20 protein-coding genes and 1 pseudogene are annotated in these 23,463 nt (G+C 70.9%); 12 read left to right on the top strand and 9 right to left on the bottom strand.

Annotated features, from left to right (window positions below; genetic code table 11):
- The first annotated feature begins 142 nt into the window (after positions 1-142).
- From QF030_RS20390 to pstB, 7 genes are all read left to right on the top strand, one after another.
- On the top strand, positions 143-2,500 hold the full coding sequence (locus QF030_RS20390) for an RNA degradosome polyphosphate kinase (protein ID WP_373428788.1): 2,358 nt from the start codon (positions 143-145) through the stop codon (positions 2,498-2,500).
- Positions 2,481-3,593 (top strand): CHAD domain-containing protein, encoded by a 1,113-nt coding sequence (locus tag QF030_RS20395; protein ID WP_307164109.1) that lies wholly within the window; start codon positions 2,481-2,483, stop codon positions 3,591-3,593. Before QF030_RS20390 ends, QF030_RS20395 begins: the two co-directional genes overlap by 20 nt.
- Positions 3,594-3,615: 22 nt before the next feature.
- Positions 3,616-4,047, top strand: coding sequence for an NUDIX hydrolase (locus tag QF030_RS20400; RefSeq protein WP_307164110.1), 432 nt, complete (start codon positions 3,616-3,618; stop codon positions 4,045-4,047).
- 378 nt (positions 4,048-4,425) lie between these two features.
- On the top strand, positions 4,426-5,553 hold the full coding sequence (gene pstS / locus QF030_RS20405) for a phosphate ABC transporter substrate-binding protein PstS (protein ID WP_307164111.1): 1,128 nt from the start codon (positions 4,426-4,428) through the stop codon (positions 5,551-5,553).
- 142 nt (positions 5,554-5,695) lie between these two features.
- Positions 5,696-6,715, top strand: a complete 1,020-nt coding sequence (pstC, locus tag QF030_RS20410) for a phosphate ABC transporter permease subunit PstC (protein ID WP_307164112.1) — start codon at positions 5,696-5,698, stop codon at positions 6,713-6,715.
- Positions 6,712-7,773 (top strand): phosphate ABC transporter permease PstA, encoded by a 1,062-nt coding sequence (pstA, locus tag QF030_RS20415; protein ID WP_307164113.1) that lies wholly within the window; start codon positions 6,712-6,714, stop codon positions 7,771-7,773. Before pstC ends, pstA begins: the two co-directional genes overlap by 4 nt.
- 68 nt (positions 7,774-7,841) lie before the next feature.
- Positions 7,842-8,618, top strand: coding sequence for a phosphate ABC transporter ATP-binding protein PstB (gene pstB, locus QF030_RS20420; protein ID WP_307164114.1), 777 nt, complete (start codon positions 7,842-7,844; stop codon positions 8,616-8,618).
- Positions 8,619-9,687: 1,069 nt separating this feature from the next.
- On the opposite strand, the gene QF030_RS20425 is transcribed toward pstB, so the two are convergent.
- Both QF030_RS20425 and QF030_RS20430 read right to left on the bottom strand, forming a co-directional pair.
- Complete coding sequence (locus tag QF030_RS20425) at positions 9,688-10,686, bottom strand: inorganic phosphate transporter (RefSeq protein WP_307164115.1); 999 nt, start codon at positions 10,684-10,686, stop codon at positions 9,688-9,690.
- 7 nt (positions 10,687-10,693) lie between these two features.
- On the bottom strand, positions 10,694-11,314 hold the full coding sequence (locus tag QF030_RS20430) for a DUF47 domain-containing protein (protein ID WP_171398087.1): 621 nt from the start codon (positions 11,312-11,314) through the stop codon (positions 10,694-10,696).
- 230 nt (positions 11,315-11,544) lie between these two features.
- Between QF030_RS20430 and QF030_RS20435 the strand changes: the two genes are divergently transcribed.
- On the top strand, positions 11,545-11,895 hold the full coding sequence (locus QF030_RS20435; RefSeq protein WP_307164116.1) for a metal-sensitive transcriptional regulator: 351 nt from the start codon (positions 11,545-11,547) through the stop codon (positions 11,893-11,895).
- On the opposite strand, the gene QF030_RS20440 is transcribed toward QF030_RS20435, so the two are convergent.
- Positions 11,896-12,126 carry a hypothetical protein gene (locus tag QF030_RS20440; protein WP_307164117.1) on the bottom strand — a complete coding sequence of 77 codons (231 nt, stop codon included), beginning with the start codon at positions 12,124-12,126 and terminating at the stop codon, positions 11,896-11,898.
- A gap of 141 nt (positions 12,127-12,267) precedes the next feature.
- On the bottom strand, positions 12,268-13,104 hold the full coding sequence (locus QF030_RS20445) for a hypothetical protein (RefSeq protein WP_307164118.1): 837 nt from the start codon (positions 13,102-13,104) through the stop codon (positions 12,268-12,270).
- 514 nt (positions 13,105-13,618) lie between these two features.
- Here QF030_RS20445 and QF030_RS20450 point away from each other — a divergent pair.
- Positions 13,619-15,176 (top strand): annotated as a pseudogene (locus QF030_RS20450) (FAD-binding oxidoreductase).
- 97 nt (positions 15,177-15,273) lie between these two features.
- Here QF030_RS20450 and QF030_RS20455 read toward each other — a convergent pair.
- Both QF030_RS20455 and QF030_RS20460 read right to left on the bottom strand, forming a co-directional pair.
- Positions 15,274-15,984 (bottom strand): phosphatase PAP2 family protein, encoded by a 711-nt coding sequence (locus tag QF030_RS20455; protein WP_307164119.1) that lies wholly within the window; start codon positions 15,982-15,984, stop codon positions 15,274-15,276.
- Positions 15,985-16,152: 168 nt separating this feature from the next.
- Positions 16,153-17,160 carry a C40 family peptidase gene (locus tag QF030_RS20460; protein WP_307167632.1) on the bottom strand — a complete coding sequence of 336 codons (1,008 nt, stop codon included), beginning with the start codon at positions 17,158-17,160 and terminating at the stop codon, positions 16,153-16,155.
- Between the two features lie 375 nt (positions 17,161-17,535).
- On the opposite strand from QF030_RS20460, the gene QF030_RS20465 reads away from it, so the two are divergent.
- On the top strand, positions 17,536-18,282 hold the full coding sequence (locus QF030_RS20465) for a carbonic anhydrase (RefSeq protein ID WP_307164120.1): 747 nt from the start codon (positions 17,536-17,538) through the stop codon (positions 18,280-18,282).
- Positions 18,283-18,303: 21 nt separating this feature from the next.
- On the opposite strand, the gene QF030_RS20470 is transcribed toward QF030_RS20465, so the two are convergent.
- The 3 genes from QF030_RS20470 to QF030_RS20485 form a co-directional block, all read right to left on the bottom strand.
- The gene (locus QF030_RS20470) at positions 18,304-19,050 is read right to left on the bottom strand and encodes a trypsin-like serine peptidase (protein ID WP_307164121.1); all 747 of its coding nucleotides are present in this window, start codon (positions 19,048-19,050) and stop codon (positions 18,304-18,306) included.
- Positions 19,051-19,444: 394 nt separating this feature from the next.
- Positions 19,445-19,615, bottom strand: coding sequence for a hydrophobic protein (locus QF030_RS20480; protein ID WP_171398097.1), 171 nt, complete (start codon positions 19,613-19,615; stop codon positions 19,445-19,447).
- A gap of 127 nt (positions 19,616-19,742) precedes the next feature.
- Entirely contained in the window at positions 19,743-20,969 is a 1,227-nt protein-coding gene (locus tag QF030_RS20485) for a phospholipase D-like domain-containing protein (protein WP_307164122.1), read from the bottom strand.
- A 342-nt stretch (positions 20,970-21,311) separates the two neighbouring features.
- Between QF030_RS20485 and QF030_RS20490 the strand changes: the two genes are divergently transcribed.
- Complete coding sequence (locus tag QF030_RS20490; RefSeq protein ID WP_307164123.1) at positions 21,312-22,652, top strand: S53 family peptidase; 1,341 nt, start codon at positions 21,312-21,314, stop codon at positions 22,650-22,652.
- 450 nt (positions 22,653-23,102) lie between these two features.
- On the top strand, positions 23,103-23,411 hold the full coding sequence (locus QF030_RS20495; RefSeq protein WP_003991275.1) for a hypothetical protein: 309 nt from the start codon (positions 23,103-23,105) through the stop codon (positions 23,409-23,411).
- Positions 23,412-23,463 lie beyond the last annotated feature (52 nt).

Here is a 23,463-nt window from a genome sequence, read left to right on the forward strand (position 1 = left end):
ACCGGCCCGCACACCGTCGTCCCACGCGGACCGGCCCGCACACCGTCGCTCCACGACATCGACCCCCGCGAGCCGCTCCCCGATATCCCGCACGCCATGTCGCCGTAACCATCGGTTCAGACGACCTTGCGACGCTCGGCAAATGAAGCCCGCCGTGCCCGAGCCTTCGCCGCCTCCCGGGGGAAATCAGCCCCATGGCGAGTCCTACGCGATCCCGCCCGCACGTTCCGACGCGCCTGTCACGCTCCTGGCGCGGAAGAATGGGTCCATGAGCCAGTCAGACGCCCAGGCCGAGGTCCAGCACGCGCAGCCCTCCGTGGGCTCCATAGCCGCGCACCGCCCGCACACCGTCTCCGCCGTGGTCTCCGATCTGGAGCCCGACATCGACGCCGACCTCGACACGTACGAGGAAGCGCCGTACGACGGCCCGCAGCTGCCTCAGGGCCGCTTCCTCGACCGGGAGCGCAGCTGGCTCGCTTTCAACGAACGCGTCCTGGAACTCGCCGAGGACCCGGACACGCCCCTCCTCGAGCGGGCCAACTTCCTCGCCATCTTCGCCAGCAACCTGGACGAGTTCTTCATGGTCCGGGTGGCCGGTCTGAAGCGCCGTATCGCCACCGGGGTCGCCACCCGTTCGGCCTCCGGGCTCCAGCCGCGCGAGGTGCTGGAGATGATCTGGGCCCGCTCGCGCGAGCTCATGGCCCGGCACGCGGCGACCTACCACGAGGACATCGCCCCAGCCCTCGCGGAGGAGGGCATCCACCTGGTCCGCTGGGGCGAGCTCACGGAGAAGGAGCAGGCACGCCTGTTCACGCTCTTCCGGCACCAGATCTTCCCGGTGCTGACCCCGCTCGCCGTCGACCCCGCGCACCCCTTCCCGTACATCTCGGGTCTCTCGCTCAACCTCGCGGTCGTCGTGCGCAATCCGGTCAGCGGCCACAAGCACTTCGCGCGCGTCAAGGTGCCGCCGCTGCTGTCCCGCTTCCTGGAGAGCTCCCCCGGCCGGTACGTCCCCATCGAGGACGTCATCGGGGCGCACCTGGAGGAGCTCTTCCCGGGCATGGAGGTGCTGGAGCACCACGCCTTCCGGCTCACCCGCAACGAGGACCTCGAGGTCGAGGAGGACGACGCCGAGAACCTCCTGCAGGCCCTGGAGAAGGAGCTCATGCGGCGCCGCTTCGGGCCGCCGGTGCGCCTGGAGGTCGAGGAGTCCATCGACCGCGAGGTGCTCGACCTGCTGGTGCGCGAGCTGAAGATCAGCGAGGCCGAGGTCTACCCGCTGCCGGGCCCGCTCGACCTCACCGGTCTCTTCCGCATCCACGGTCTCGACCGGCCCGAGCTGAAGTACAAGAAGTTCATCGCCGGCACCCACCGCGACCTCGCCGAAGTCGAGTCGGCGTCCCCGCCGGACATCTTCGCGGCCCTGCGCAGCCGGGACGTCCTGCTGCATCACCCGTACGACTCCTTCTCGACGTCCGTGCAGGCCTTCCTGGAGCAGGCGGCGCTGGACCCGGACGTCCTCGCCATCAAGCAGACCCTGTACCGGACCTCGGGCGACTCCCCGATAGTCGACGCGCTCATCGAGGCCGCCGAGTCCGGCAAGCAGGTCCTGGTCCTGGTCGAGATCAAGGCCCGCTTCGACGAGCACGCCAACATCAAGTGGGCGCGCAAGCTGGAGGAGGCCGGCTGCCATGTCGTCTACGGGCTCGTCGGCCTGAAGACGCACTGCAAACTGTCGCTGGTGGTCCGTCAGGAAGGCGACACGCTGCGACGGTACTGCCACGTCGGCACCGGCAACTACCACCCGAAGACGGCCCGGCTCTACGAGGACCTCGGCCTGCTCACCGCCGATCCGCAGGTCGGCGCGGACCTCTCCGACCTCTTCAACCGGCTCTCCGGCTACTCCCGCCGCGAGACCTACCGCCGTCTCCTCGTCGCCCCCAAGTCCCTGCGGGACGGCCTGATCGCCCGCATCGACAAGGAGATCCAGCACCACCGCGCGGGACGGCCCGCGCACGTCCGCATCAAGGTCAACTCGATCGTCGACGAGGCCCTCATCGACTCCCTCTACCGCGCGTCCCAGGCGGGCGTGCCGGTCGACGTGTGGGTGCGCGGCATCTGCGCGGTGCGCCCGGGCGTGCCGGGGCTGTCGGACCACATCCGGGTCCGCTCGATCCTCGGCCGTTTCCTGGAGCACTCGCGGGTCTTCGGGTTCGGCAACGGCGGGGAGCCCGAGGTCTGGATCGGCAGCGCCGACATGATGCACCGCAACCTCGACCGCCGTATCGAGGCCCTGGTCAGGGTGACCGACCCGGCCCACCGGGCGTCCCTGAACCGGTTCCTGGAAACCGGCATGTCCGACTCCACCGCCTCCTGGCACCTCGGTCCGGACGGCGAGTGGATCCGGCACTCGCACGACGCGGACGGCGCGCCCCTGCGCAACATCCAGGAGACGCTCATAGACGCCCGGAGGCGCCGGCGTGGCACAGCGACACCCTGACCTGACGGACTCCACGGCCGGGCCCGTGACCACCGGAGACGCCCTGGCGGGCTATCTCCGGGGCCAGGCCACGGAGTTCCTCCGCGCACTGCGCCTGCACCGGGAGACCGGCGGTGGCGTGGCGAACGGCTCGCCGGGCGCCTCGGCGGGCGGTCCGGCGAGCGCGGAGGTGCGCGTCGACGCGGTGCGTGCCCTGCGCCGCTCGGCCCGTCGGATCAGCGGCAGTCTGCACACCTTCCGGCCGCTCCTCGAACCCGAGTGGTCGGAGGGGATACGCCCCGAACTGGCGTGGCTGTCCGGCACGTTGGCCCTGGAGCACGCGTACGGGGCCCGCCTGGAGCGGCTGCTGCTGGCGCTGAACCGGCTGTCGGGCGCGGCGCCGGTGCCCGGCCAACCGGGTGGCACCGTCGGCTCGGCGGCCCCGGACGCGAACGGCCGGGCCGGCGCCCACCCGGCGGCCCCGGACCGCGGCAACCTCACGGTGGGCGCGGCGAAGGCGGGCGCTCTGCTGGACCGTCAGCTCACCCTCGCCCGCACTCGGGCCCACTCCACCGCCCTGCAGGCCCTCGGTTCCGCCCGCTTCCACGCCGTCGCCGACAAGGTCGCCGTCCTGGCCAGCGAGGTCCCGCTCACTCCCACCGCCCCCGCCACGGCCCTGCGCCCGCTGGCCGCAGCGGCCGAGGAACGCCTCGCCGACGCGGTCACGGCACTGCCGCTCGTCACCGCGGGCAGCCCCTACAACGCGGCGGCCCTGATCCACGGCCTCTCCGCGGACCCGGCCCCGCACCCGCAGGACGCGCCCTGGGACCAGGTCCGCCTGCTGCTGCGGCTGCACCGCTACGCCTGCGAGGTCGTGCACGGCCGGAGCACCCCGCCGGACGTCCGCCTGCTCTCGGCGGGCGAGGCCCTCGACCGGCACCGCGACGCCTCGGAGGCGTCCTCCGCCGCTGCCCAGGCCGCCCGCACCCCGCGGATCGCGCCGGCGACGGCGTACGCGCTCGGCGTGCTGCACGCGGACCAGCGGCACGAGGTGGAGGCGGCGCGGTTCGCGTTCCAGCGGTCGTGGCAGAAGCAGACCATCGGCGCACCCTGACCGGACAGGTGGTGGAGACGAGGTGAGTACCGCGGACAACGCCGACGACAGCCCCGTCCGGGCGGCGGGCTGCGTGCTGTGGCGCCGCTCCCCCGCGGACGGCGGGCTGGAGCTCTGTCTCGTCCACCGGCCCAGGTACGACGACTGGTCGCACCCCAAGGGCAAGCTGAAACGTGACGAGGACCCGCTCGCCGCGGCCCTGCGGGAGGTCCTCGAGGAGACGGGCCACCGGGCGGCGCCCGGTAGCCGGCTGCCGACCGTGGACTACGAGGCGAACGGCCGCCCCAAGCAGGTCAGCTACTGGGCGGCCGAGGCCGTGTCCGGCGCGTTCACGCCGAACGACGAGGTGGACCGTCTCCTCTGGCTCCCACCGCCGGCCGCCCGCGACCGGCTCACCCAGCCGAGGGACCGCACCCTCGTGGACGCGCTGCTGCACGTCCTGCACCTGACATGACGGGCGGCGGACGCGGCGGACGCATCCCAGGGGCAGGATGCGGCGGACACGTCGGCCGCATCCTGCCCCCGGCACGACGGGCGGGCGAACACAGAGCCCACCGCACCCCGCACCCGGCATGACGGGCGGGCGGACGCAGCCGGCCGCCGGAATCTCCTCGTGTCCTCGACGTAAGCGTTCCGTGACCTAACCGCGCCGCCGTCAGGGGTTCACCCCCCGTTCACCCGCGCCCGTGAGCGCCTTCACCTGTTCTGCCTAATTTCGGCCTTACGCGGTGCGGTGCGCGACCCGGGGGGTCGTGTCCGTGCCGAGCAGACTTCTGCAGACTCCGCACGCCGCCGGATTCAGGACGGCGGCTCCTGGAAGGATCTTCCTCAAGTGAAGCTTCAGCGCATGAACCGGCGGGCTCTCTCCCTCGGTGCTCTCGCCGTCTCCGGCGCCCTGGCCCTCACGGCGTGCGGCTCCGACGACACCGGCTCCAGCAGCGGCAGCAGCACCTCCGCCACCGCGGCCGCCGGTTCCATCAAGTGTGACGACGCCAAGGGCCAGCTCCTCGCCGACGGCTCCTCCGCGCAGAAGAACGCGATCGACGCGTGGGTCAAGAACTTCACCCAGGCCTGCTCGGGCGTCCAGGTGAACTACAAGGGCTCGGGCTCGGGCGCCGGTGTCACCGCGTTCACCCAGGGCCAGGTCGCCTTCGCCGGCTCGGACTCCGCGCTCAAGCCCGAGGACGTCACCGCGTCCAAGGCGGTCTGCTCCGGCGGCCAGGGCATCGACCTGCCGATGGTGGCCGGCCCGATCGCCGTCGCCTACAACGTCTCGGGCGTGGACAACCTCGTCCTGGACGCCGCGACGATCGCGAAGATCTTCGACGGCAAGATCACCAACTGGAACGACGCCGCGATCGCGAAGCTCAACCCCGACGCGAAGCTGCCCGACCTGAAGATCCAGCCGTACCACCGCTCGGACGAGTCCGGCACCACGGACAACTTCACCAAGTACCTGATCGCCGCCACCCCGGACAACTGGAAGTACGAGGGCGGCAAGGCCTGGCAGGCCAAGGGCGGCCAGGCCGCGGCCGGCTCCTCCGGTGTCGCCCAGGGCGTCAAGCAGACCAACGGCGCCATCGGCTACATGGAGCTGTCGTACGCCAAGGACGGTCTGGGCACCGTCGCCGTCGACACGGGCGCCTCGGCCCCGGTCAAGGCCTCCTCCGACGGCGCCACCAAGGCCGTCGCCGCCGCCCAGGTCGTCGGCACCGGCAGCGACCTGTCGCTGAAGCTGGACTACAACACCAAGGCCGAGGGCGCCTACCCGCTGACCCTGGTCACGTACGAGATCGCCTGCGACAAGGGCAACAAGGCCGCCACCCTGCCGGCCACCAAGGCGTTCCTGCGCTACATCGCCAGTGAGGACGGCCAGGGCATCCTCTCGGGCATCGACTACGCGCCGATCCCCGACGCCATCATCGCCAAGGTCCGCACCACCATCGAGGGCCTGAGCTGATCCCAGCGGTGCGGTCCGGCGCCGGGCACGACCCGGTCCGGACCGTACCCGTCCGGTGCACCGCCGCCAGGGGCCGCCCGTAACCCGGCCCCACCCGAGCCGCCCCCACCACCGCAGGCGGCTCCGCAGACCGGAGACCTCCATGGACACAGCCACACAGAACACAGACACGGACGACACGCCTCCGCCCGCCGTCCCGCCGGCCGCCACGGCCGAGCAGAAGCGCGCGGCGCGCGGCGCCACCCGACCCGGTGACAGGATCTTCCTCGCCCTCTCCCGCGGCTCGGGCATCTTCCTGCTGGCGATCATGGCCGCGATCGCGGTCTTCCTCGCCTACCGGGCCTATCTCGCCATCAGCGAGGACGACGCGAACTTCCTCACCACCTTCGAGTGGAACACCAGCCTCGTCCCGCCGAGGTTCGGCATCGCGGTCCTGGCCTTCGGCACGGTCGTCTCATCGATCATCGCGATGGTCATCGCGGTCCCGATCGCCGTCTCGATCGCCCTCTTCATCACCCACTACGCCCCGCGCCGCATGAGCGGTCCCGTCGCGTACGTGATCGACCTGCTCGCCGCCGTCCCGTCCATCGTGTACGGCCTCTGGGGCGCCCTCGTCCTCGTACCGCACATGGACGGTCTGTTCGGCTGGCTGAACCACTACCTCGGGTGGACCGGCGTCTTCTCCTGGGACGACGGCGCGCCGCGCTCGATGCTCACGGTGGGCATCCTGCTGGCCGTGATGATCCTCCCGGTCATCACCAACGTCAGCCGCGAGGTCTTCCGCCAGGTCCCGCAGATGCACGAGGAGGCGGCCCTGGCGCTGGGCGCCACCCGCTGGGAGGTCATCCGCATGTCGGTGCTGCCCTTCGGCCGCTCCGGCGTGATCTCGGCCTCGATGCTCGGCCTCGGCCGCGCGCTGGGCGAGACGATGGCGGTCGCCACCGTCCTCTCCCCCGACTTCGACATCCACGCCAGCCTCCTCAACCCCGGCGGCGGCACCTTCGCCCAGAACATCGCCAGCAAGTTCAACGAGGCGACGGAGTTCGGCCGTGACGCGCTCATCGCCTCCGGCCTGGTCCTGTTCGTCATCACCCTGCTGGTCAACGGCGCGGCGCGCATGATCATCGCCCGCCGCAGCGAGTACTCGGGGGCCAACGCATGAGCCACGCAGCAGTAGCCGACAAGTCCCCGAGCACGCTTCAGGGCGCCAGCCTCCCCCGGTGGTCCCCGTGGGCCATCGCGGCCGGCTCGCTCGTCCTCGCCCTCGTCATCGGCCTCGCCGGTGGCCTGGACAGCAAGGTCCAGTGGGGCCTGATCGCCGGCATCCTGTTCATCCTCGGCACCTTCGGCATCGCCGCGAAGGTGGAGGGCCGCCGCCAGGCGAAGGACCGGGTGGCGACGAGCCTGGTCTGGGTGGCGTTCCTGCTGGCCGTGGTCCCGCTCGTCTCCCTCCTCTGGACGACGATCCAGCGCGGCGTGAAGGTCCTGGACGTCTACTTCCTCACCCACTCGATGGGCGTGGTGGCGGACAGCGAGGCCGGCGGCGGCATCTACCACGCGATCCTCGGCAGCCTGGAGCAGGTCGGACTGGCCACCGCGATCGGCGCCCCGGTCGGCATCCTGACGGCGATCTACCTGGTGGAGTACGGCCGCGGCAGCCTCGCCAAGGCGGTCACGTTCTTCGTGGACGTCATGACCGGCATCCCGTCGATCGTCGCGGGCCTGTTCATCCTCAGCCTGATGCTGATGCTCGACATGCAGCCCTTCGGCTTCGCGGGCTCTCTCGCCCTCGCGATCCTGATGATGCCGGTCGTCGTACGGTCCACGGAGGAGATGCTGAAGCTCGTCCCGAACGAGCTGCGCGAGGCCTCCCTCGCCCTGGGCGTCCCGAAGTGGCGCACGATCCTCAAGGTGGTGGTCCCGACCTCGATCGGCGGGATCATCACGGGCGTGATGCTGGCGATCGCCCGTATCGCGGGCGAGACGGCGCCGGTCCTCCTCCTCGTCTTCGGCAACCCGTTCATCAACGCGAACCCCTTCGAGGGTGCGCAGGCGTCCCTCCCGCTGTACATCTACCAGCAGTACTCACAGAGCGCGGGTTCGACAGCGGCCTACGACCGCGCCTGGGCGGCGTCCCTCACGCTGATCGCCTTCGTGATGATCCTCAACATGGTGGCCCGCGGTATCGCCCGCTGGAAGGCCCCCAAGACCGGTCGCTGAACGCAGCGATGCGCGGCAACCGCCGCACGGGGCCCCCTCAGCGACTGACTGGAAGTGAAGTAGAGAAAATGGCGAAGCGAATCGACGTAAGCGGTCTGACCGCCTACTACGGATCCCACAAGGCGATCGAGGACATCTCGATGACGGTCGAGCCGCGCTCGGTGACCGCCTTCATCGGCCCCTCCGGCTGCGGCAAGTCGACGTTCCTGCGCACGCTCAACCGTATGCACGAGGTGACGTCGGGCGGCCGGGTCGAGGGCAAGGTGCTCCTGGACGACGAGGACCTGTACGCCGCGGGCATCGACCCCGTCTCGGTGCGCCGCGAGATCGGCATGGTCTTCCAGCGCCCGAACCCGTTCCCCACCATGTCGATCTTCGACAACGTGGCGGCGGGCCTGCGGCTGAACGGCTCGTACAAGAAGAGCGAGCTGGCGGACGTCGTCGAGAAGTCCCTCAAGGGCGCGAACCTCTGGAACGAGGTCAAGGACCGCCTCAACAAGCCCGGCTCGGGCCTGTCCGGCGGCCAGCAGCAGCGGCTGTGCATCGCCCGCGCCATCGCCGTGGAACCGAAGGTCCTCCTGATGGACGAGCCGTGCTCGGCCCTGGACCCGATCTCCACCCTGGCGATCGAGGACCTGATCGGCGAACTCAAGGAACGCTTCACGATCGTCATCGTGACGCACAACATGCAGCAGGCGGCGCGCGTCTCGGACCGCACGGCCTTCTTCAACCTGTCCGCCGTCGGCCAGCCCGGCAAGCTGATCGAGATAGACGACACGGAGCGCATCTTCTCCAACCCCTCGGTCCAGGCAACGGAGGACTACATCTCAGGCCGCTTCGGCTGACCACCCCTCCCACCTCCTCCCTCCCGGACCCCTCCCGGACCCCTCGCGGTGCTGCATGGCGGTGCCACCGCGAGGACACAAAGGGCCCGCCCTCCACCCGGAGGGCGGGCCCACGTGTGCCTCGGCGACGCGGCCGGGAAATCCGGGGTGCGGGGGGGCACAGCCCTCGTCGGGGTACAGGGGCGGAGCCCCCGCAGGGGTGCAGGGGCGAAACCCGGTGACGGGGCGCAGTCCCCGCCGGGCCCCGGGGCGGAGCCCCGTGACAGGAGCCGCCTCCCCACCAAGCCGGGCAGGCGGGCCAACACCCGGGGCGCAGAGGGCGGAGCCCCGTGACGGGGACACTCCCACCACCGAGCCGGGCGGGCGGGCGGCGAAATCCGGAGTGCAGGGGACGCAGTCCCCGCAGGGGTGCAGGGGACGCAGTCCCCGCAGGGGTGCAGGGGACGCAGTCCCCGCAGGGGTGCAGGGGACGCAGTCCCCGCAGGGGTGCAGGGGACGCAGTCCCCGCAGGGGTGCAGGGGACGCAGCCCCCGCAGGGGTGCAGGGGACGGAGCCCCCGCAGGGGTGCAGGGGACGGAGCCCCCGCAGGGGTGCAGGGGACGGAGCCCCCGCAGGGGTGCAGGGGACGGAGCCCCCGCAGGGGTGCAGGGGACGCAGTCCCCGCAGGGGTGCAGGGGGCGGAGCCCCCGCCGGGGCCCGGGGCGGAGCCCCGTGACCGGAGCTGCCTTCCCACCGGGCCGGGCGGGCGGGGAACATCCGGGGTGCATGGGGTGGAGCCCCCGCCGGGGTCCGGGGCGGAGCCCCGTGACGGGGACACTCCCACCACCGAGTCGGGCGGGCGGGCGGGGAACATCCGGGGCGCAGGGGACGCAGTCCCCGCCGGGGTCCGGGGCGGAGCCCCGTGACCGGAGCTGTCTCCCCACCGCGCCGGGCGGGCGGTCCCCGAAGGGGTGCAGGGGACGCAGTCCCCGCGGGGTCCGGGGCGGAGTCCCCGCCGGGGTCCGGGGCGGAGCCCCGTGACGGGGACACTCCCACCACCGAGTCGGGCGGGCGGGTGGGCAAGACCCGCCTACAGAAACGCCAAGTTCACGATCCAGAACGCGCACGCAGCGACAATCCCCGCCGCCGGCATCGTGATGAACCAGCCGAGGACGATGTTCTTGGCGACACCCCACCGCACGGCATTGATCCGCTTGGTCGCCCCGACACCCATGATCGCCGAAGTGATCACATGCGTCGTGGAGATGGGCGCCTTGAACAGGAACGCCGTAGTGAACATGATCGACGCCCCGGTCGTCTCCGCGGCGAACCCCTGCGGCGGATCAAGCTCGATGATCTTCCGCCCCAGCGTCCGCATGATGCGCCACCCACCCGCGTACGTCCCCAGCGAAAGCATCACCGCACAGGCGATCTTCACCCACACCGGAATCGGATCGTCGGCCCCCTGCACATCGCCGATGACGAGCGCCATCACCACGATGCCCATCGTCTTCTGCGCGTCCTGGAGACCATGGCCCAGCGCCATACCCGCGGCCGAGACCGTCTGAGCGATCCGGAAGCCCCGCTTCGCCTTGTGCGGGTTGGACCGGCGGAACATCCACAGGATGGCCGTCATCACCAGGTAACCGACGACAAGCCCCACCACCGGCGAGACGAACATCGGAATGACGACCTTGTCGAGGACGCCGGACCAGATGACCTCCGTGCCGCCGGCGAGCGCCGCGCCCACCATGCCACCGAACAACGCGTGCGAGGACGACGAGGGCAGCCCGAAGTACCAGGTGACGAGGTTCCAGACGATCGCCCCGATCAGCGCGGCGAAGAGGATTCCCATCCCCTTCGACCCCTCGGGCGTCTCGATCAGCCCCTTGCTGACGGTGTGCGCGACCCCGCTGCCGAGGAACGCACCGGCGAGGTTCATCACCGCCGCCATGGCCAGCGCCGCCCGAGGCGTCAGCGCCCGGGTCGAAACGGACGTGGCGATGGCGTTGGCGGAGTCGTGGAAACCGTTCGTGTAAGTGAATCCGAGTGCGACGCCGATGGTCACAATCAGAGCAAAGGTGTCCATTAAGTGCTCAGGACTCCTTGACCGCGATGGTCTCCACCGTGTTGGCCACGTGCTCGAAGGCGTCGGCGGCCTCCTCCAGCACATCCACGATCTGCTTCAGCTTGAGCACCTCGATGGCCTCGTACTTGCCGTTGAAGAGATGCGCGAGCAGCTTGCGGTGGATCTGGTCGGCCTGGTTCTCGAGCCGGTTGACCTCGATCCAGTACTCGGTGAGGTTCGCCATGGTCCGCAGGTTCGGCATGGCCTCGGCCGTCAGCTCGGCCGCCCGCGCCAGCACCTCGATCTGCTGCTCGACGCCCTTGGGCAGTTCCTCGACGTTGTAGAGGACGACCAGGTCGACGGCCTCCTCCATGAAGTCCATGATGTCGTCGAGGGAGGACGCGAGGTTGTAGATGTCCTCACGGTCGAACGGCGTGATGAACGAGGAGTTCAGCTGGTGGAAGATCGCATGCGTGGCGTCGTCACCTGCGTGTTCCGCGGCCCGCATACGCTCTGCGATCTCGGCCCGGCCGGCGGGGTCCGCCCCGAGCAGTTCCATCAGGAGCTTCGAGCCCGTGACGATGTTGTCCGCGGATGCGGCGAACATGTCGTAGAAGCTCGTCTCCCTGGGGGTCAGACGAAAGCGCACGTGGGGTCCTCAGGATGCATCGGTTTCGGTCAGGCTGATGCTAGGCGCATCATCCGGCCACGGCTAACGGGCCGTCCACCAGTGTCGCGCATCGGAGACAGCGACCGGGAGGGGGGCGACCGACGGGTCGGCGACCGGCGAAGCCCCTGCTCGGGCCGTATACCCACCGAAGTTCGGTACGATATACCCAGTAGGGGTATGTATGCGGGGCCGGAGCGCTGGAGGACAGGATGACGACCACAGAGGCCGGCGAGCCCACGGCCCCCGCAGGCGCCGAACCGGACCACGCGCCCGGGACGGTCCACGGCTACCACAAGCAGAAGGACGAACACCTCAAACGCCTGCGCCGCATCGAGGGCCAGATCCGCGGCCTTCAGCGCATGGTCGACGAGGACACCTACTGCATCGACATACTCACCCAGGTGTCCGCCTCCACCAAGGCGCTGCAGTCGTTCGCGCTCCAGCTCCTGGAGGAACACCTGCGCCACTGCGTCGCCGACGCCGCGCTCAGGGGCGGCGACGAGATCGACGCGAAGGTGGAAGAGGCGACCAAGGCCATCGGCCGTCTGCTGCGTACCTGATCAGCACCTTCGCGCGGTACCGGGGCCAGAACCGGCGGTCGCGCCCGCGCCCGGCCGCGGCTCACCGCCCGCCCTCTCCTCCCCCACCCGCAGCACCTGGTCGATGCTCTCGAGACTGAGCCGTTCCTCCCCGGCCGCGGAGGCGGCGATGATCAGCTCCCCGCACAGCTCGATCTCGGCGAGGGCCTCGTGGTCCTGAACTGCCGTACCGCCGCCCGGAGCCACGCGCATCACCTCGTCCCTGCCGTCACCGACTTCCTAGAGTAGGGAGCGCCGTACACCGCGCGCATGGCACGGACGGGCTAGTCCTTGTGCCCACCCGCTGGCCGAAAACGCTCGTACACCCGACCGGTCGGCCCGGCACGGGCACCCTCACTCCTCCGCGATCCGCCCCGCGTAGATGTCCTCGGCGGCCGGCAGCCGCACTTCGACGGGCGCTCCGAAGTCGTACAACAGGGTTGTGGAGGCGACCGCGACGGCCTCCTTCTGCTGCCCGTTCACGAAGCTGAACCGGTGCCGGACCTTACGGATGCGCCCCTCGTCGTCGAGGTAGGCGTCGAACGGCACCCGCGCGGTGGCGAACCCGCTCGCCGCCGCCCGCAGCGCGTCCCGTCCGCCCGCGGACGCCTTGTCGGCGGCGAACGCCAGATCGGCGGTCCCGCGGTAGTGCCGCACCGCCGTCCCGGCCACCTCCGTCCTCCCCACGTACGTCGCCGTACGCGTCCCCCGCAGCACCTCCGCGGCGGCGAACGGATCGGTGGCCCCGCCGGTCACCAGATTCCCGTCGGACAGTGCCGCCGTCTCCACCCGCACCCACTTGTCGTCCGGCACCCCCGCCCCGCGGTTCTTCATGAACAGCGCGCCGGGTGCGAGGAGTTCGGTGATGGGACGGTGCTCACTGGTCCCGGCCGGATCCTGCGGCAGCAGCACCTTCAGCGCGCCGCGCTGCGTGCGGTAGTCGTACACACCCTGACCCCGGATGGTCACCCGGGTGCCGCCGGTGGCCATCTCCATCGAGGTACGGGCCTTCGACGTACCCGCCGCCACGAGGGTGTCGGCGGCCCGGTGCAAGGTCTCGACGGGATCGGCCGCCCGGCCGTCCTCCGCGGCGGCCCCACCGGCGGAACATCCGGCGACACCCGCACAGACCCCAGCCACGAGCCCCGATAGGACCCCCGCACCCATCAGCCCGCGCCGCCGCTCCGCCATGGCCTGTACACCCCCAACCGGTACGTCCGTCACGGACTTCCTGTCGTTGCGGTTAACGACGGGTAAGTGCCGCCGTCACGCCGGTCCGAGGGCTTGCGACCGCCGTACGGGTCGGTTGCCGATCCTGGGTAACGTTGTCCTGTGACGCAGCAGGACGGATCGCCCCGCCCCCGCACCGACGGGGATCACAGCACCACGACCGTCGAACAGGGCAGGTTCTGTCTGGCCCGCTGTACCTGCGGCTGGCGCGGCCCGGCCCGCAGGGCGAGAAGCATGGCGAGAGCGGACGGAGAGCGGCACACGGGCGGCTGACCCACCGGCACCGGCCGGCGGGCGCCGCAGGACGGACCGGACCCCGACCAGCCGTACCGAACGGCCGACTGACGACCGTCCGACCGGCTGACGTCACCGTTCCGTCACCGCCGGACGTCGCTGGAACCTGTGGTCCCATGACCCCGTCTCGCTCCATGAAGCCGCACGAAGCCGACAGGCGGCCGAGGGAAGGCGCACGAACATGGAACGGCGTACGTTCATCGCGGGCGGCACGGCCGCGGTCGCGGCGGCAGCGACCGGGTGCAAGGCGAACGGCGGCAGTGCGGGCGCGTCCCCCACGGCCACCGGAACCGGCACCACGGCCCCGCTGACCACGACCAGCGTCGCCGTCCCGGCCAACTGGACCGCGCTCGCCCGCGGCCTGGACGGCACCCTGGTCCGCCCCGGCGAGGCCTCCTGGGCCGCGGCCCGCCAGCTCTACAACACCCGCTTCGACGACCTCAGGCCCGCGGCGGTGGCGTACGTCGCCCACGCCGACGACATCCGCACGGTTGTGGCCTACGCCCGCGCCCACGGGATCAAGGCCGCGATCCGCAACGGCGGCCACTCCTACGGCGGTTGGTCCTCGGGCGACGGCCGGCTGATCATCGACGTCTCCAAGCTGAACCGGGTCCGGACGAGCGGCACCACGGCCGTGGTCGGCGCGGGCTCGAAACTCATCGACGTCTACCGGGCGCTCGCCGCGAAGGGCGTGACGATCCCGGCGGGATCCTGCCCGACGGTCGGCGTCTCCGGCCTGGTGCTGGGCGGCGGCCACGGCGTCGTCTCCCGCGCCTACGGCCTGACCTGCGACAGCCTCACCCGGGCCACGATCGTCACCGCGGACGGCAAGCAGCTCACCGCCGACGCGACGACGAACAAGGACCTGTTCTGGGCCCTGCGCGGAGCCGGCAACGGCAACTTCGGCGTCGTCACCGAGCTGGAGTTCAGGACACACCCGGCGCCCCAGGCGGTGACGGGCTACCTCACCTGGCCCTGGTCGAAGGCGGCGGCGGTGGTGAAGGCCTGGCAGGAGTGGGGCCCGTCCCAGCCCGACGAGATCTGGTCCTCCCTCCACCTGGCGAACGCGACCGGCGGCACCCCCACCATCTCCGTGGCCGCGTTCTGCATCGGCACGTACGGCCAGCTCCAGAACGCGGTCGACCGCCTCGCGGACCGGGTGGGCGCCCCCGCGACGAACGTCTCCCTGCGCCGCCGTACGTACGAGGCGGCGATGGAGATCTACGCCGGCTGCTCGTCGTTCTCCTCCGACGCCCAGTGCCATCTGCCGGGCTCGACGCCGGGCCGCTCCCCGCAGGGCGCGCTGGGCCGGGAGACGTACGCGGCCCGCTCGGACTTCTTCGACGTCTCGCTCTCGACGGCGGGCGTCCAGACCCTCCTGAAGCAGATGAAGTCGGTCCAGGGCGGCTCGGGCAGCATCGCCCTCACCGCGCTGGGGCGGCGCGGTGAACCGCGTCTCGCCCACGGCCACGGCGTTCGTCCACCGCCGCTCCCGCATGCTGGCGCAGTACATCGGGGCGTGGCGGGCCGGCACGGCGGGGACGGCCGCCCAGTCCTGGCTGAACACGGCCCACAAGGCGATGGCCCCGTACGCCTCGGGCGCGGCCTATCAGAACTACGCGGACCCGACCCTCGCGAACTGGCGCAAGGCGTACTACGGCGACGCGCTGCCGCGTCTGACCCAGCTGAAGAAGCAGTACGACCCGAACGGCTTCTTCAGCTACCCCCAAGCCCTCTGACCTGCCGCACCAGCGCTCTGACCTGGCGCCCCAGCCCTCAGACCTGCCGTTCCAGCCCTCCGACCCGCTGACCGAGCCTTCCGAGGTGCTGACCCGGCTAGGCCGCGAGGTCCCGTTCCTCGGCGGCGACCTCGGTCCGGGAGCCGGGGACGAACCCGTCCCGCTGTCCGTCCCGGGCGGCCCGGCTCCGTACGACCCATCCGACCCGGCGCGACCGGTCGACGGCCTTGAGCACGGGGGTGAGCAGCATCGAGGCGACGGGCGACAGCAGCAGGGCCACCGCGGTCCCGAGCGCGAACCCGCCGACGACGTCCGTCGGATAGTGCACGCCCATGTAGATCCGGCAGAACCCCTCGAGCAGGGCGATCCCTATGCCGACGAGCCCGAATCTGCGGTGGGCGACGAACAGCCCGACGGCCATGGCCATCGTGAGAGTGGCGTGGTCGCTCACGAAGGAGTAGTCGGTCTTGCCGGAGACGAGCACCTCGAGCCCCTGATGGTCGAGGAAGGGCCGGGGCCGCTCCACGAATCCCCGTATGGGCACGTTCACCAGCACGGCGACACCTGCGGCGAGCGGCGCCCAGATCAGGGCGGCGACGGAGGACGCGGCCTCCTCGGCCCCGCCGGGCCGCCGCCGCACCCCCCACCAGCACCACAGGATCAGCAGCACCATGGCGAGCAGCAGCCCGTACTCGCCCACGAACTCGACGGTCCGGTCGAGCCAGTGGGGAGCGTCCTTGGCGAGCCCGTTGATGTCATAGAGGAGGTCGACGTCGGGGTTCGACCCGGATTCGGCGAGTCCAGCCATGGTGCTGCGGCCCCTTCGTCGTGTTCTGCTCGGCACACCTCACATGCGCCCGCTCCAACAGGAACGCACGGCCCCGGTTGATACGTTCCACTCTCCACTGAATGATCACTCAGACGTTATCGAAGAGAGATAGATCCCCGCAGCTCAGGGACCGGGTGCGGGCGTCCTTCAGACGGTCGTGGGGAGCGCTTTCGCGCCATCTTCGGTGACGCGCGTGGCCCCGAAGTACTCGGCCGTGTCGATGGGGTCGAACCGGATGACGGCCCCCGTGTAGGGCGCGTTGATCATGTATCCGCCGCCCACGTAGATCCCCACGTGGTGGATGGCCCGCGAGTTGTTCGGATCGGTGGAGAAGAACACCAGGTCCCCCGGCAGCAACTCGCTGCGCCGCGGATGCGGCCCCGCGTTGTACTGGTCGTTGGCGACGCGCGGCAGCGTGATCCCGACGCTCTCGTAAGCGGCCTTGGACAGCCCGGAGCAGTCGAAGCGTCCTCCCTGGTCAGCCGTGCCGTTGCCGCCCCAGAGATACGGCGTGCCGAGCTTCTTCTGGGCGTAGTAGATGGCCCCCGCGGCCTGCTCGGACGGATCCACCCGGCTGACGGGCGCGGCGAAGGACTCCGCCAGAGTCGTGATCGTCTTCACATAGTTCTGGGTCTCCTTGTACGGCGGCACGCCCCCGTACCTGATGACCGCGTAGGCCCCCGCGTTGTACGAGGCCAGCATGTTGTGCGTGGCGTCCCCGGGGACGTCCTTCACGTACGAGGCGAGCTGGCAGTCGTAGGAGGCGGCCGACGGAATCGCGTCATTCGGGTCCCAGACGTCGCGGTCGCCGTCGCCGTCACCGTCGATGCCGTGCGTGGCCCAGGTGCCCGGGATGAACTGCGCTATCCCCTGCGCGGCGGCGGCGCTCTGCGCCCTCGGGTTGAACCCGCTCTCCTGGTAGAGCTGGGCGGCGAGCAGCGCGGGGTTGATGGCGGAGCACAGGTTGCCCCACTTCTCCACGAGCGTCCGGTAGGCGGCGGGCACGGCGCCCTTGGCCAGTGCTCTGCCCGCACCGCCCACCCCGCTCGTGACGCTCCCGCCGACCAGGTACACCCCGATGACGAGCGCCATCATGAAGGCGACACCGCCACTGACGGCGACGGTCGCCAGGATCCACGCCTTACGCACCGTCAACCGCCCCTCGTCGCCCAGGAGTCCGCCCCCGACAGTGTAGGGGCGGCTGCCGCGCCGCGGGGTGATCACGAACAAGGGGAAACCGCACGTGGCGCCCCCTCGCCCCGGGCGCCACACGACCCGTCCCGACTCGCCCCTTTCGCAAGGGGGTTACGCGCCCGAGGGGCACCTCATCCGGTCAGACGGGTCGTCAGGCCCGGCCGCGCGCCGCGGAGCGTTCCCGGCCCTTCTCCGCGCGACACCCGCCGGGTCGCGTAAAGGGCGGGCATGGGACGGCCCAAGCGTCCACCATCGATCGGCCTCGGATTCCCCATCCGCCGCCATGATCGGGCAACGCGGGCACCGGCCTTCGGGCTCGGACATACGTTCCACCCCGTGATCACCGAAGACACCTACTCCAGCCCCGCCCGTCGCGCCCTGCTGCGCGGTGGCATCGCCGGTGCCGTGGCCCTGGGCGGCGCGGCCCTCGGCACCGCCTCCGCGTCCGCCGCCACGCCCGGCGCCACGTCCGGCGGCGGTCCCCGCGCCACGCCCCGTCCCGGCACGGCCGGGGAGGCCCTGCGGGAACTGGCGGCCGGCAACCGCCGCTGGCGCACCTTCCACGAGCGGCACCCGGACGAGACACCCGCCGTCCGGCAGAGCTTGACGTCCGGTCAGCAGCCCTTCGCCCTCGTCCTCGGCTGCATCGACTCCCGGGTGCCGCCCGAGCTGGTCTTCGACCAGGGCCTGGGCGATCTGATGACCGTCCGGAGCGCGGGCGAGGTCCTGGACGAGGCCGTGCTCGGCAGCGTCGCGTACGGCGTGCTCGAGCTGGACATCCCCCTGGTCGTGGTCCTCGGCCACCAGTCGTGCGGCGCGGTGAAGGCGGCGGTCCAGGCGGACCTCACCGGGGCGGGACTGCCCCGGCACATCCAGTACCTGGCCGACGAGATCAACCCGTACATCGACCGCACGAAGGAGGGAGACGCCCGCGTCGACTCCACCGTCGACGCCCAGATACGAGCCGTCCGCTCCCGCCTGGCCGCGGAACCCGACCTCGCCGCGAAGATCTCCGCCGGCGAGCTGGCCGTCGTCGGCGCGCGCTACGAGCTGTCCACCCAGCTCGTCCACCGCATCGCCTGACGCCTCAGGGCCCCTGAGGCCTCAGGGGCCGGAGACCGCGTCCCGGTAGAGTTCCGCGGCCTCCGAGCCCAGGACCACGCTGTACGAGATGTCGGCCGTCGCCCCGCCCTCTTCGTGCCCGCCGAGGACGCCGACCACCTCCCCGTCGCCGTTCACCCAGGGGCTGCCGCTGGTCCCGCCGGTGAGGTCGGGACAGTCGATGCGCTGCTGGGTGGGGTTGTGGACGGTGGGCCGGTTCGTGCAGCGGACCGGCACCTCCAGCGAGTCGGGATAGCCGGTGACGGTCACGGCGGTCGCCCCGGTGGTCGTACCCGTCGCGAACCGGTTGCCGCCGACCACGTCCTCGACGCCCTCGCCGCCCCGCTCGTCGAGGACGGCGAAGGCCACATCGCTGTCCTCGTCCTGCCCCTGCGCCCACCCGTCGGGCAGGAAGACCCGCCGGACCCGCCAGGTGCCGTAGGGGGCCTTGCCGTCCCGGTATCCGGGGGCGAAGACCAGCTCGCCCGCCCCGCCGAGGCAGTGCGCGGCGGTGACGACGAGGTCGCGGTGCGGACTGTGCACCACGGAGGCGGTGCAGAAGTGCTCACCGGCGAGCCGGCCCGCGTCGGCATCGGCGGCGGCGAAGAGCGCGCCGACCCGCGCGGACTGCGCCGTGTCCGCCGCGACGGCCGTCACCCCCAGGGGGCCGGGCCCACCGTCGGCGGCCGCCTCGGAGGCGGAGGTGACGGCCAGCAGCACGACCGCACCGAGCAGGGCGTTTCGCTTCATCGGGTTCACTGTGTCCCACGAAGGTGAGAGAAACGTCAGACGCATGCTTCCCCCACGACGCTACCCGCACTCGGCCCACAGCACCTTTCCACTCTTTCCACCGAGCTCGGATACCCCCCGGCCCGCCGCACACGCCCGCATCCGGTGCAGTCCCCGCCCGTGCCCGCCGTCCGCTTCCGGCGCCACGACGGCGGAGAGGCCCTCGCCGGGGTCGAACCCGAGCCTCCTCCGGACCGCCGAAAGTGGGACGCGTTCGTCCTGGGCGTTCGGGCGGGCGAATTCGACCACTTCGTCGAGGGTGTGCCGGAAAGCGGCCGGAACGAATAGCGCGGGGCATACCGAAGGGCCCCGCCGACGTTGGTCGGCGGGGCCCTTCGGTATTGTGTGCTGCTGTTTACCAGCGATACCAACGGCCCTTCCGGCCACCATGTCCGGCAGGGCGGGCCACGAAGCCCACCAGCCAGACCACCAGCACGATGACCGCGATCCACCAAAGGGCCTTCAGAGCGAAACCGGCACCGAAGAGGATCAGGGCGAGAAGCAGAACAAGAAGCAGGGGAACCATGATTATCAACCTCCGCTGATTCATGTGCCCCACCAAATTCCCTTCACGCCCTCAAATCTTGAAATGCATAGGTACCGGTTTCCCGGGAATACGGATCGGCCGAAAACCGGGAAACGTCTGACCGGAGTCACAGAAAACGGCGGATCGGCACGACGGCGGCCTCGCGCGCCCGCTGAAGGAGGGAGCGCCGTCTCCAGCGCCCCTCCCGGATCAGCGTCGCGGACTTCAGGTCCTCGTCGAAGTGACCGTCGAGCGTGGCCGTGAACTCCTGGTCCAGCACGGCGAGCATGATCTCCTCGTCGTGATCGAGGGACCGGCGGTTGAAGTTGGTCGAGCCCACCAGCGCGGCGACACCGTCGACGGTGATGACCTTGGCGTGCATCATCGTCGGCTGGTACTGGTGGATCTTCACGCCGCAGGCGGTGAGGTCCTCGTAGTAGTGCTGACCGGCCAGCTGACAGACCCGCTTGTCGGTGTGCGGACCGGGCAGCAGGATCTCCACCTCCACACCACGCCGGGCGGCGGCGCACAGCAGTTCGATGAAGAAGACGTCCGGTGAGAAGTAGGCGGTGGCCAGCCGGAAACGGTCCTCGGCCGACTCCAGCATCACCCGGATCAGGGTCTGCATGTCCTGCCAGCCGAAACTGGCCGACCCGCGGACCACCTGCACCACCGCGTCGCCCTGCGGGCGGTGCGGGACGAACCGGTCGCGTTCGTCGAAGAGCTCGTCATGGCATTCGGCCCAGTTCTGCGCGAACGCGGCGGCGATGCCGTCCACGGCCGGCCCGCGGACCTCGACATGGGTGTCGCGCCATTCGCGCTCGTTGCGGGCGTTGCCGCACCACTCCTCGGCGATGCCGACACCGCCGGTGAAGGCCGTCTGCTCGTCCACGACGAGGACCTTGCGGTGGCAGCGGTGGTTCTGCTTGAAGGGCGACAGCGTCAGGGGTCTGCGGAACCAGGCCACCTGCACCCCGGCCCGCTCCATCTCCTCCAGCAGCTCCTTCTCGATCAGCCGGCTGCCGAACCCGTCCAGCAGCAGCCGCACCCGCACCCCCGCCCGGGCCCGGTCGGCGAGCGCCCGCGCGAACTCGCGGGCGATCTCCCCCCGCCAGTACACGAACGTCATCATGTCCACGGTGTGCCCGGCGGACCGGATGGCCGCCAGCATCGCCGGAAATATCTCGTCTCCGTTGCGCAGGGCGGTGAGCGCGTTGCCCTCGGTCGCCGCGATGCCGATCAGCCGCTCCAGCCGGCGGCGTATGCGCGCGACGCGCTCCTGGACCCGCTCCGGCGCCGCGGCGTCGGGACCGGGCGCCGCGGTCAGCTCGGGCCGGTCCTGCGTACTGGTCATGTCGTCACCCGGCCGGCACCCACAGAGGACAAGGGAGCCGCGCTGCCCGGTCCGGCACGGGACACGGCGAGCAGACTGTACTCCCGGCACGAGGGAGCGCCACCCGCGCACCCGGGGTCAAGCGCCGGCCATCGCCGCGCCATCCACCGGCCATTGATCAGCAATCCCCGAACCCCCTTCAGTAAGGCGGAAGTCAGGATTCCGCCGCTCGTCTTGTTGTCGCGTACTCAACAAAGGAACAGTCGTCGGCGGGCCGCCGCCCGCCACCGGGGACCACGTACCGGTGGCACGCATCACCCCCACCCGCACCGCCCCTGTCACCCCACCTTCAGGAGCTGTCCGTTGCGTACGACGACTTCCCCCGACTCCCACGCCATATCCGGCAGATCGCGCCGCATCGGCGCCTCTGCCCTCGGCGCCGCCGCCCTCGTGCTCGCCGGACTCGGCACCGCGGCCCACGCGAGCGCGGCACCCACGACCACCACCACCCCCGCGCCCGCCAAGGTCACCTGGGCGGCCACCCCCTGCGCCACCCCCAAGCACCAGGGTGATGTGGTGTGCCACTCCTTCCGCGTGACCGGCGGCGCCACCGCCTTCCAGAAGGAACGCGCCGCAGAGACCGGCAAGGCCGCCAAGGTCACCCCGAAGGCCGCCGCCGCGAGCCCCACCGGCTACGGCCCGTCCGACCTCCAGGACGCCTACGGCGTGACCGACGCGGCCTCGAGCAACGGATCCGGCGAGACCGTCGCCGTCGTCGACGCCTACGACGACCCCAACGCCGCCGCCGACCTCGCCAAGTACCGCACGTACTACGGCCTCCCTGCCTGCACCGTCGCCAACGGCTGCTTCAAGAAGGTGAGCCAGAGCGGCTCCACCACCTCCCTCCCCGGCGCCGACAGCGGCTGGGCCGAGGAGGAGTCCCTCGACCTCGACATGGCGAGCGCGGTCTGCCCGAACTGCAAGATCCTGCTGGTCGAGGCCACCTCCGCATCCATGGCCAACCTCGGCAAGGCCGTGAACGAGGCCGTGGCACTGGGCGCGAAATTCGTCTCCAACAGCTACGGCGGCGCGGAGTCCTCCGCGGACACCTCGTACGACACCTCGTACTTCAAGCACGCCGGCGTCGCCATCACCGTCAGCGCGGGCGACGAGGGCTACGGCGCCGAATACCCGGCCGCCTCCCAGTACGTGACGTCCGTCGGCGGCACCGCCCTGTCCACGTCCTCCACGACCCGCGGCTGGACCGAGAAGGTCTGGAACACCAGCTCCACCGAGGGCACCGGCTCCGGCTGCTCCGCCTACGACACCAAGCCGACCTGGCAGACCGACACCGGCTGCTCCAAGCGCACCGTCTCCGACGTCTCGGCCGTGGCCGACCCCGCGACCGGCGTCTCGGTCTACGACTCCTACGGCGTCACCGCCGGCTGGTACACCTTCGGCGGCACCAGCGCCTCCGCGCCCCTCATCGCGGCCGTCTACGCCCTCGCCGGCACCCCGGGCAGCAGCGACTACCCGGCCTCCTACCCCTACGCGGCCGCCGGCTCCTCCGCCCTGAACGACGTCACCAGCGGCAGCAACGGCACCTGCTCCTCCTCCGCCGCCTACCTCTGCACCGCCAAGTCGGGCTACGACGGCCCCACCGGCCTCGGCACCCCCCAGGGCACGGACGCCTTCACCGGCTGACCCGCCGTCAGGCGGAACGGGCAGGACACCGCGGAACGACGCGGCACAACCCCGCCAGCCCCAACAGAACAGCCACCGTGGGCCGTGGGGGCCACACGTGGTGAAAGGACGAACGGGCCCCGGCAGCCGGCCGTGGCCCGTTCGCCATGCCCGGTGTGCGCCACGTCATGAGAACATCGAAACGTACGCTCACCCGACCGGCCGTCAGAAACGGGGCGGGGCCGTGAAGTGGGCTAACGACGGAACCACACCACAGGTTCCGCTCCGGCCTCATTGCCCGGCGTAACCTGCCGTGATACACAGAGTGACCATACGAGCTATTCGTACGACTCCCGTCCGTCAAAGACGCCAAGTCGACATACGACGGCGACTTTGTCGGCGAGAATGAGGCGTGACCTCTGCACACCCGCAGAGGAACTGCGGAACTACCCATCAGGGGCGGTGACTTACATGCTGTTCGCGGCCGACAAAGGCGATATCAACACCATCATCGGTGGGATCGCTCCGGACTGGGGGCCCTTCGGCAGCCTGGGCAACGAGGCCAAGGTGATGATCGAGGTCGTGATGGCGGTCGCCATCCTCCTCTGCCTCGGCATCGCCATCTGGGGCGCGGCCAAGCAGCGCATCGGCGCGACCGCCCTGCGGGACACCTTCAGCGCGGAACAGGGCAAGGGCCTCATCATCGCGGGGCTGACAGGGGTCTTCATCATCGGCTCCCTCGGGACACTGTTCACCATCGTGTACGGCATGGCCGTGTAGCCGCGGCCTCCGCACCACCCCCAGTCCCGTCCGGGCACGCCCGGCCCGCCGT

The sequence above is a fragment of the Streptomyces rishiriensis genome (assembly GCF_030815485.1).
Taxonomy (GTDB): domain Bacteria; phylum Actinomycetota; class Actinomycetes; order Streptomycetales; family Streptomycetaceae; genus Streptomyces; species Streptomyces rishiriensis_A.

Bases quoted from the DNA above. Each gene is read 5' to 3' on its own strand.
- QF030_RS20390 (WP_373428788.1), top strand. From the start codon at position 143: ATGAAGCCCGCCGTGCCCGAGCCTTCGCCGCCTCCCGGGGGAAATCAG.
- pstC (WP_307164112.1), top strand. From the start codon at position 5,696: ATGGACACAGCCACACAGAACACAGACACGGACGACACGCCTCCGCCC.
- pstA (WP_307164113.1), top strand. From the start codon at position 6,712: ATGAGCCACGCAGCAGTAGCCGACAAGTCCCCGAGCACGCTTCAGGGC.
- pstB (WP_307164114.1), top strand. From the start codon at position 7,842: ATGGCGAAGCGAATCGACGTAAGCGGTCTGACCGCCTACTACGGATCC.
- QF030_RS20425 (WP_307164115.1), bottom strand. From the start codon at position 10,686: ATGGACACCTTTGCTCTGATTGTGACCATCGGCGTCGCACTCGGATTC.
- QF030_RS20435 (WP_307164116.1), top strand. From the start codon at position 11,545: ATGACGACCACAGAGGCCGGCGAGCCCACGGCCCCCGCAGGCGCCGAA.
- QF030_RS20440 (WP_307164117.1), bottom strand. From the start codon at position 12,126: ATGCGCGTGGCTCCGGGCGGCGGTACGGCAGTTCAGGACCACGAGGCC.
- QF030_RS20445 (WP_307164118.1), bottom strand. From the start codon at position 13,104: ATGGCGGAGCGGCGGCGCGGGCTGATGGGTGCGGGGGTCCTATCGGGG.
- QF030_RS20455 (WP_307164119.1), bottom strand. From the start codon at position 15,984: ATGGCTGGACTCGCCGAATCCGGGTCGAACCCCGACGTCGACCTCCTC.
- QF030_RS20470 (WP_307164121.1), bottom strand. From the start codon at position 19,050: ATGAAGCGAAACGCCCTGCTCGGTGCGGTCGTGCTGCTGGCCGTCACC.
- QF030_RS20480 (WP_171398097.1), bottom strand. From the start codon at position 19,615: ATGGTTCCCCTGCTTCTTGTTCTGCTTCTCGCCCTGATCCTCTTCGGT.
- QF030_RS20485 (WP_307164122.1), bottom strand. From the start codon at position 20,969: ATGACCAGTACGCAGGACCGGCCCGAGCTGACCGCGGCGCCCGGTCCC.
- QF030_RS20495 (WP_003991275.1), top strand. From the start codon at position 23,103: ATGCTGTTCGCGGCCGACAAAGGCGATATCAACACCATCATCGGTGGG.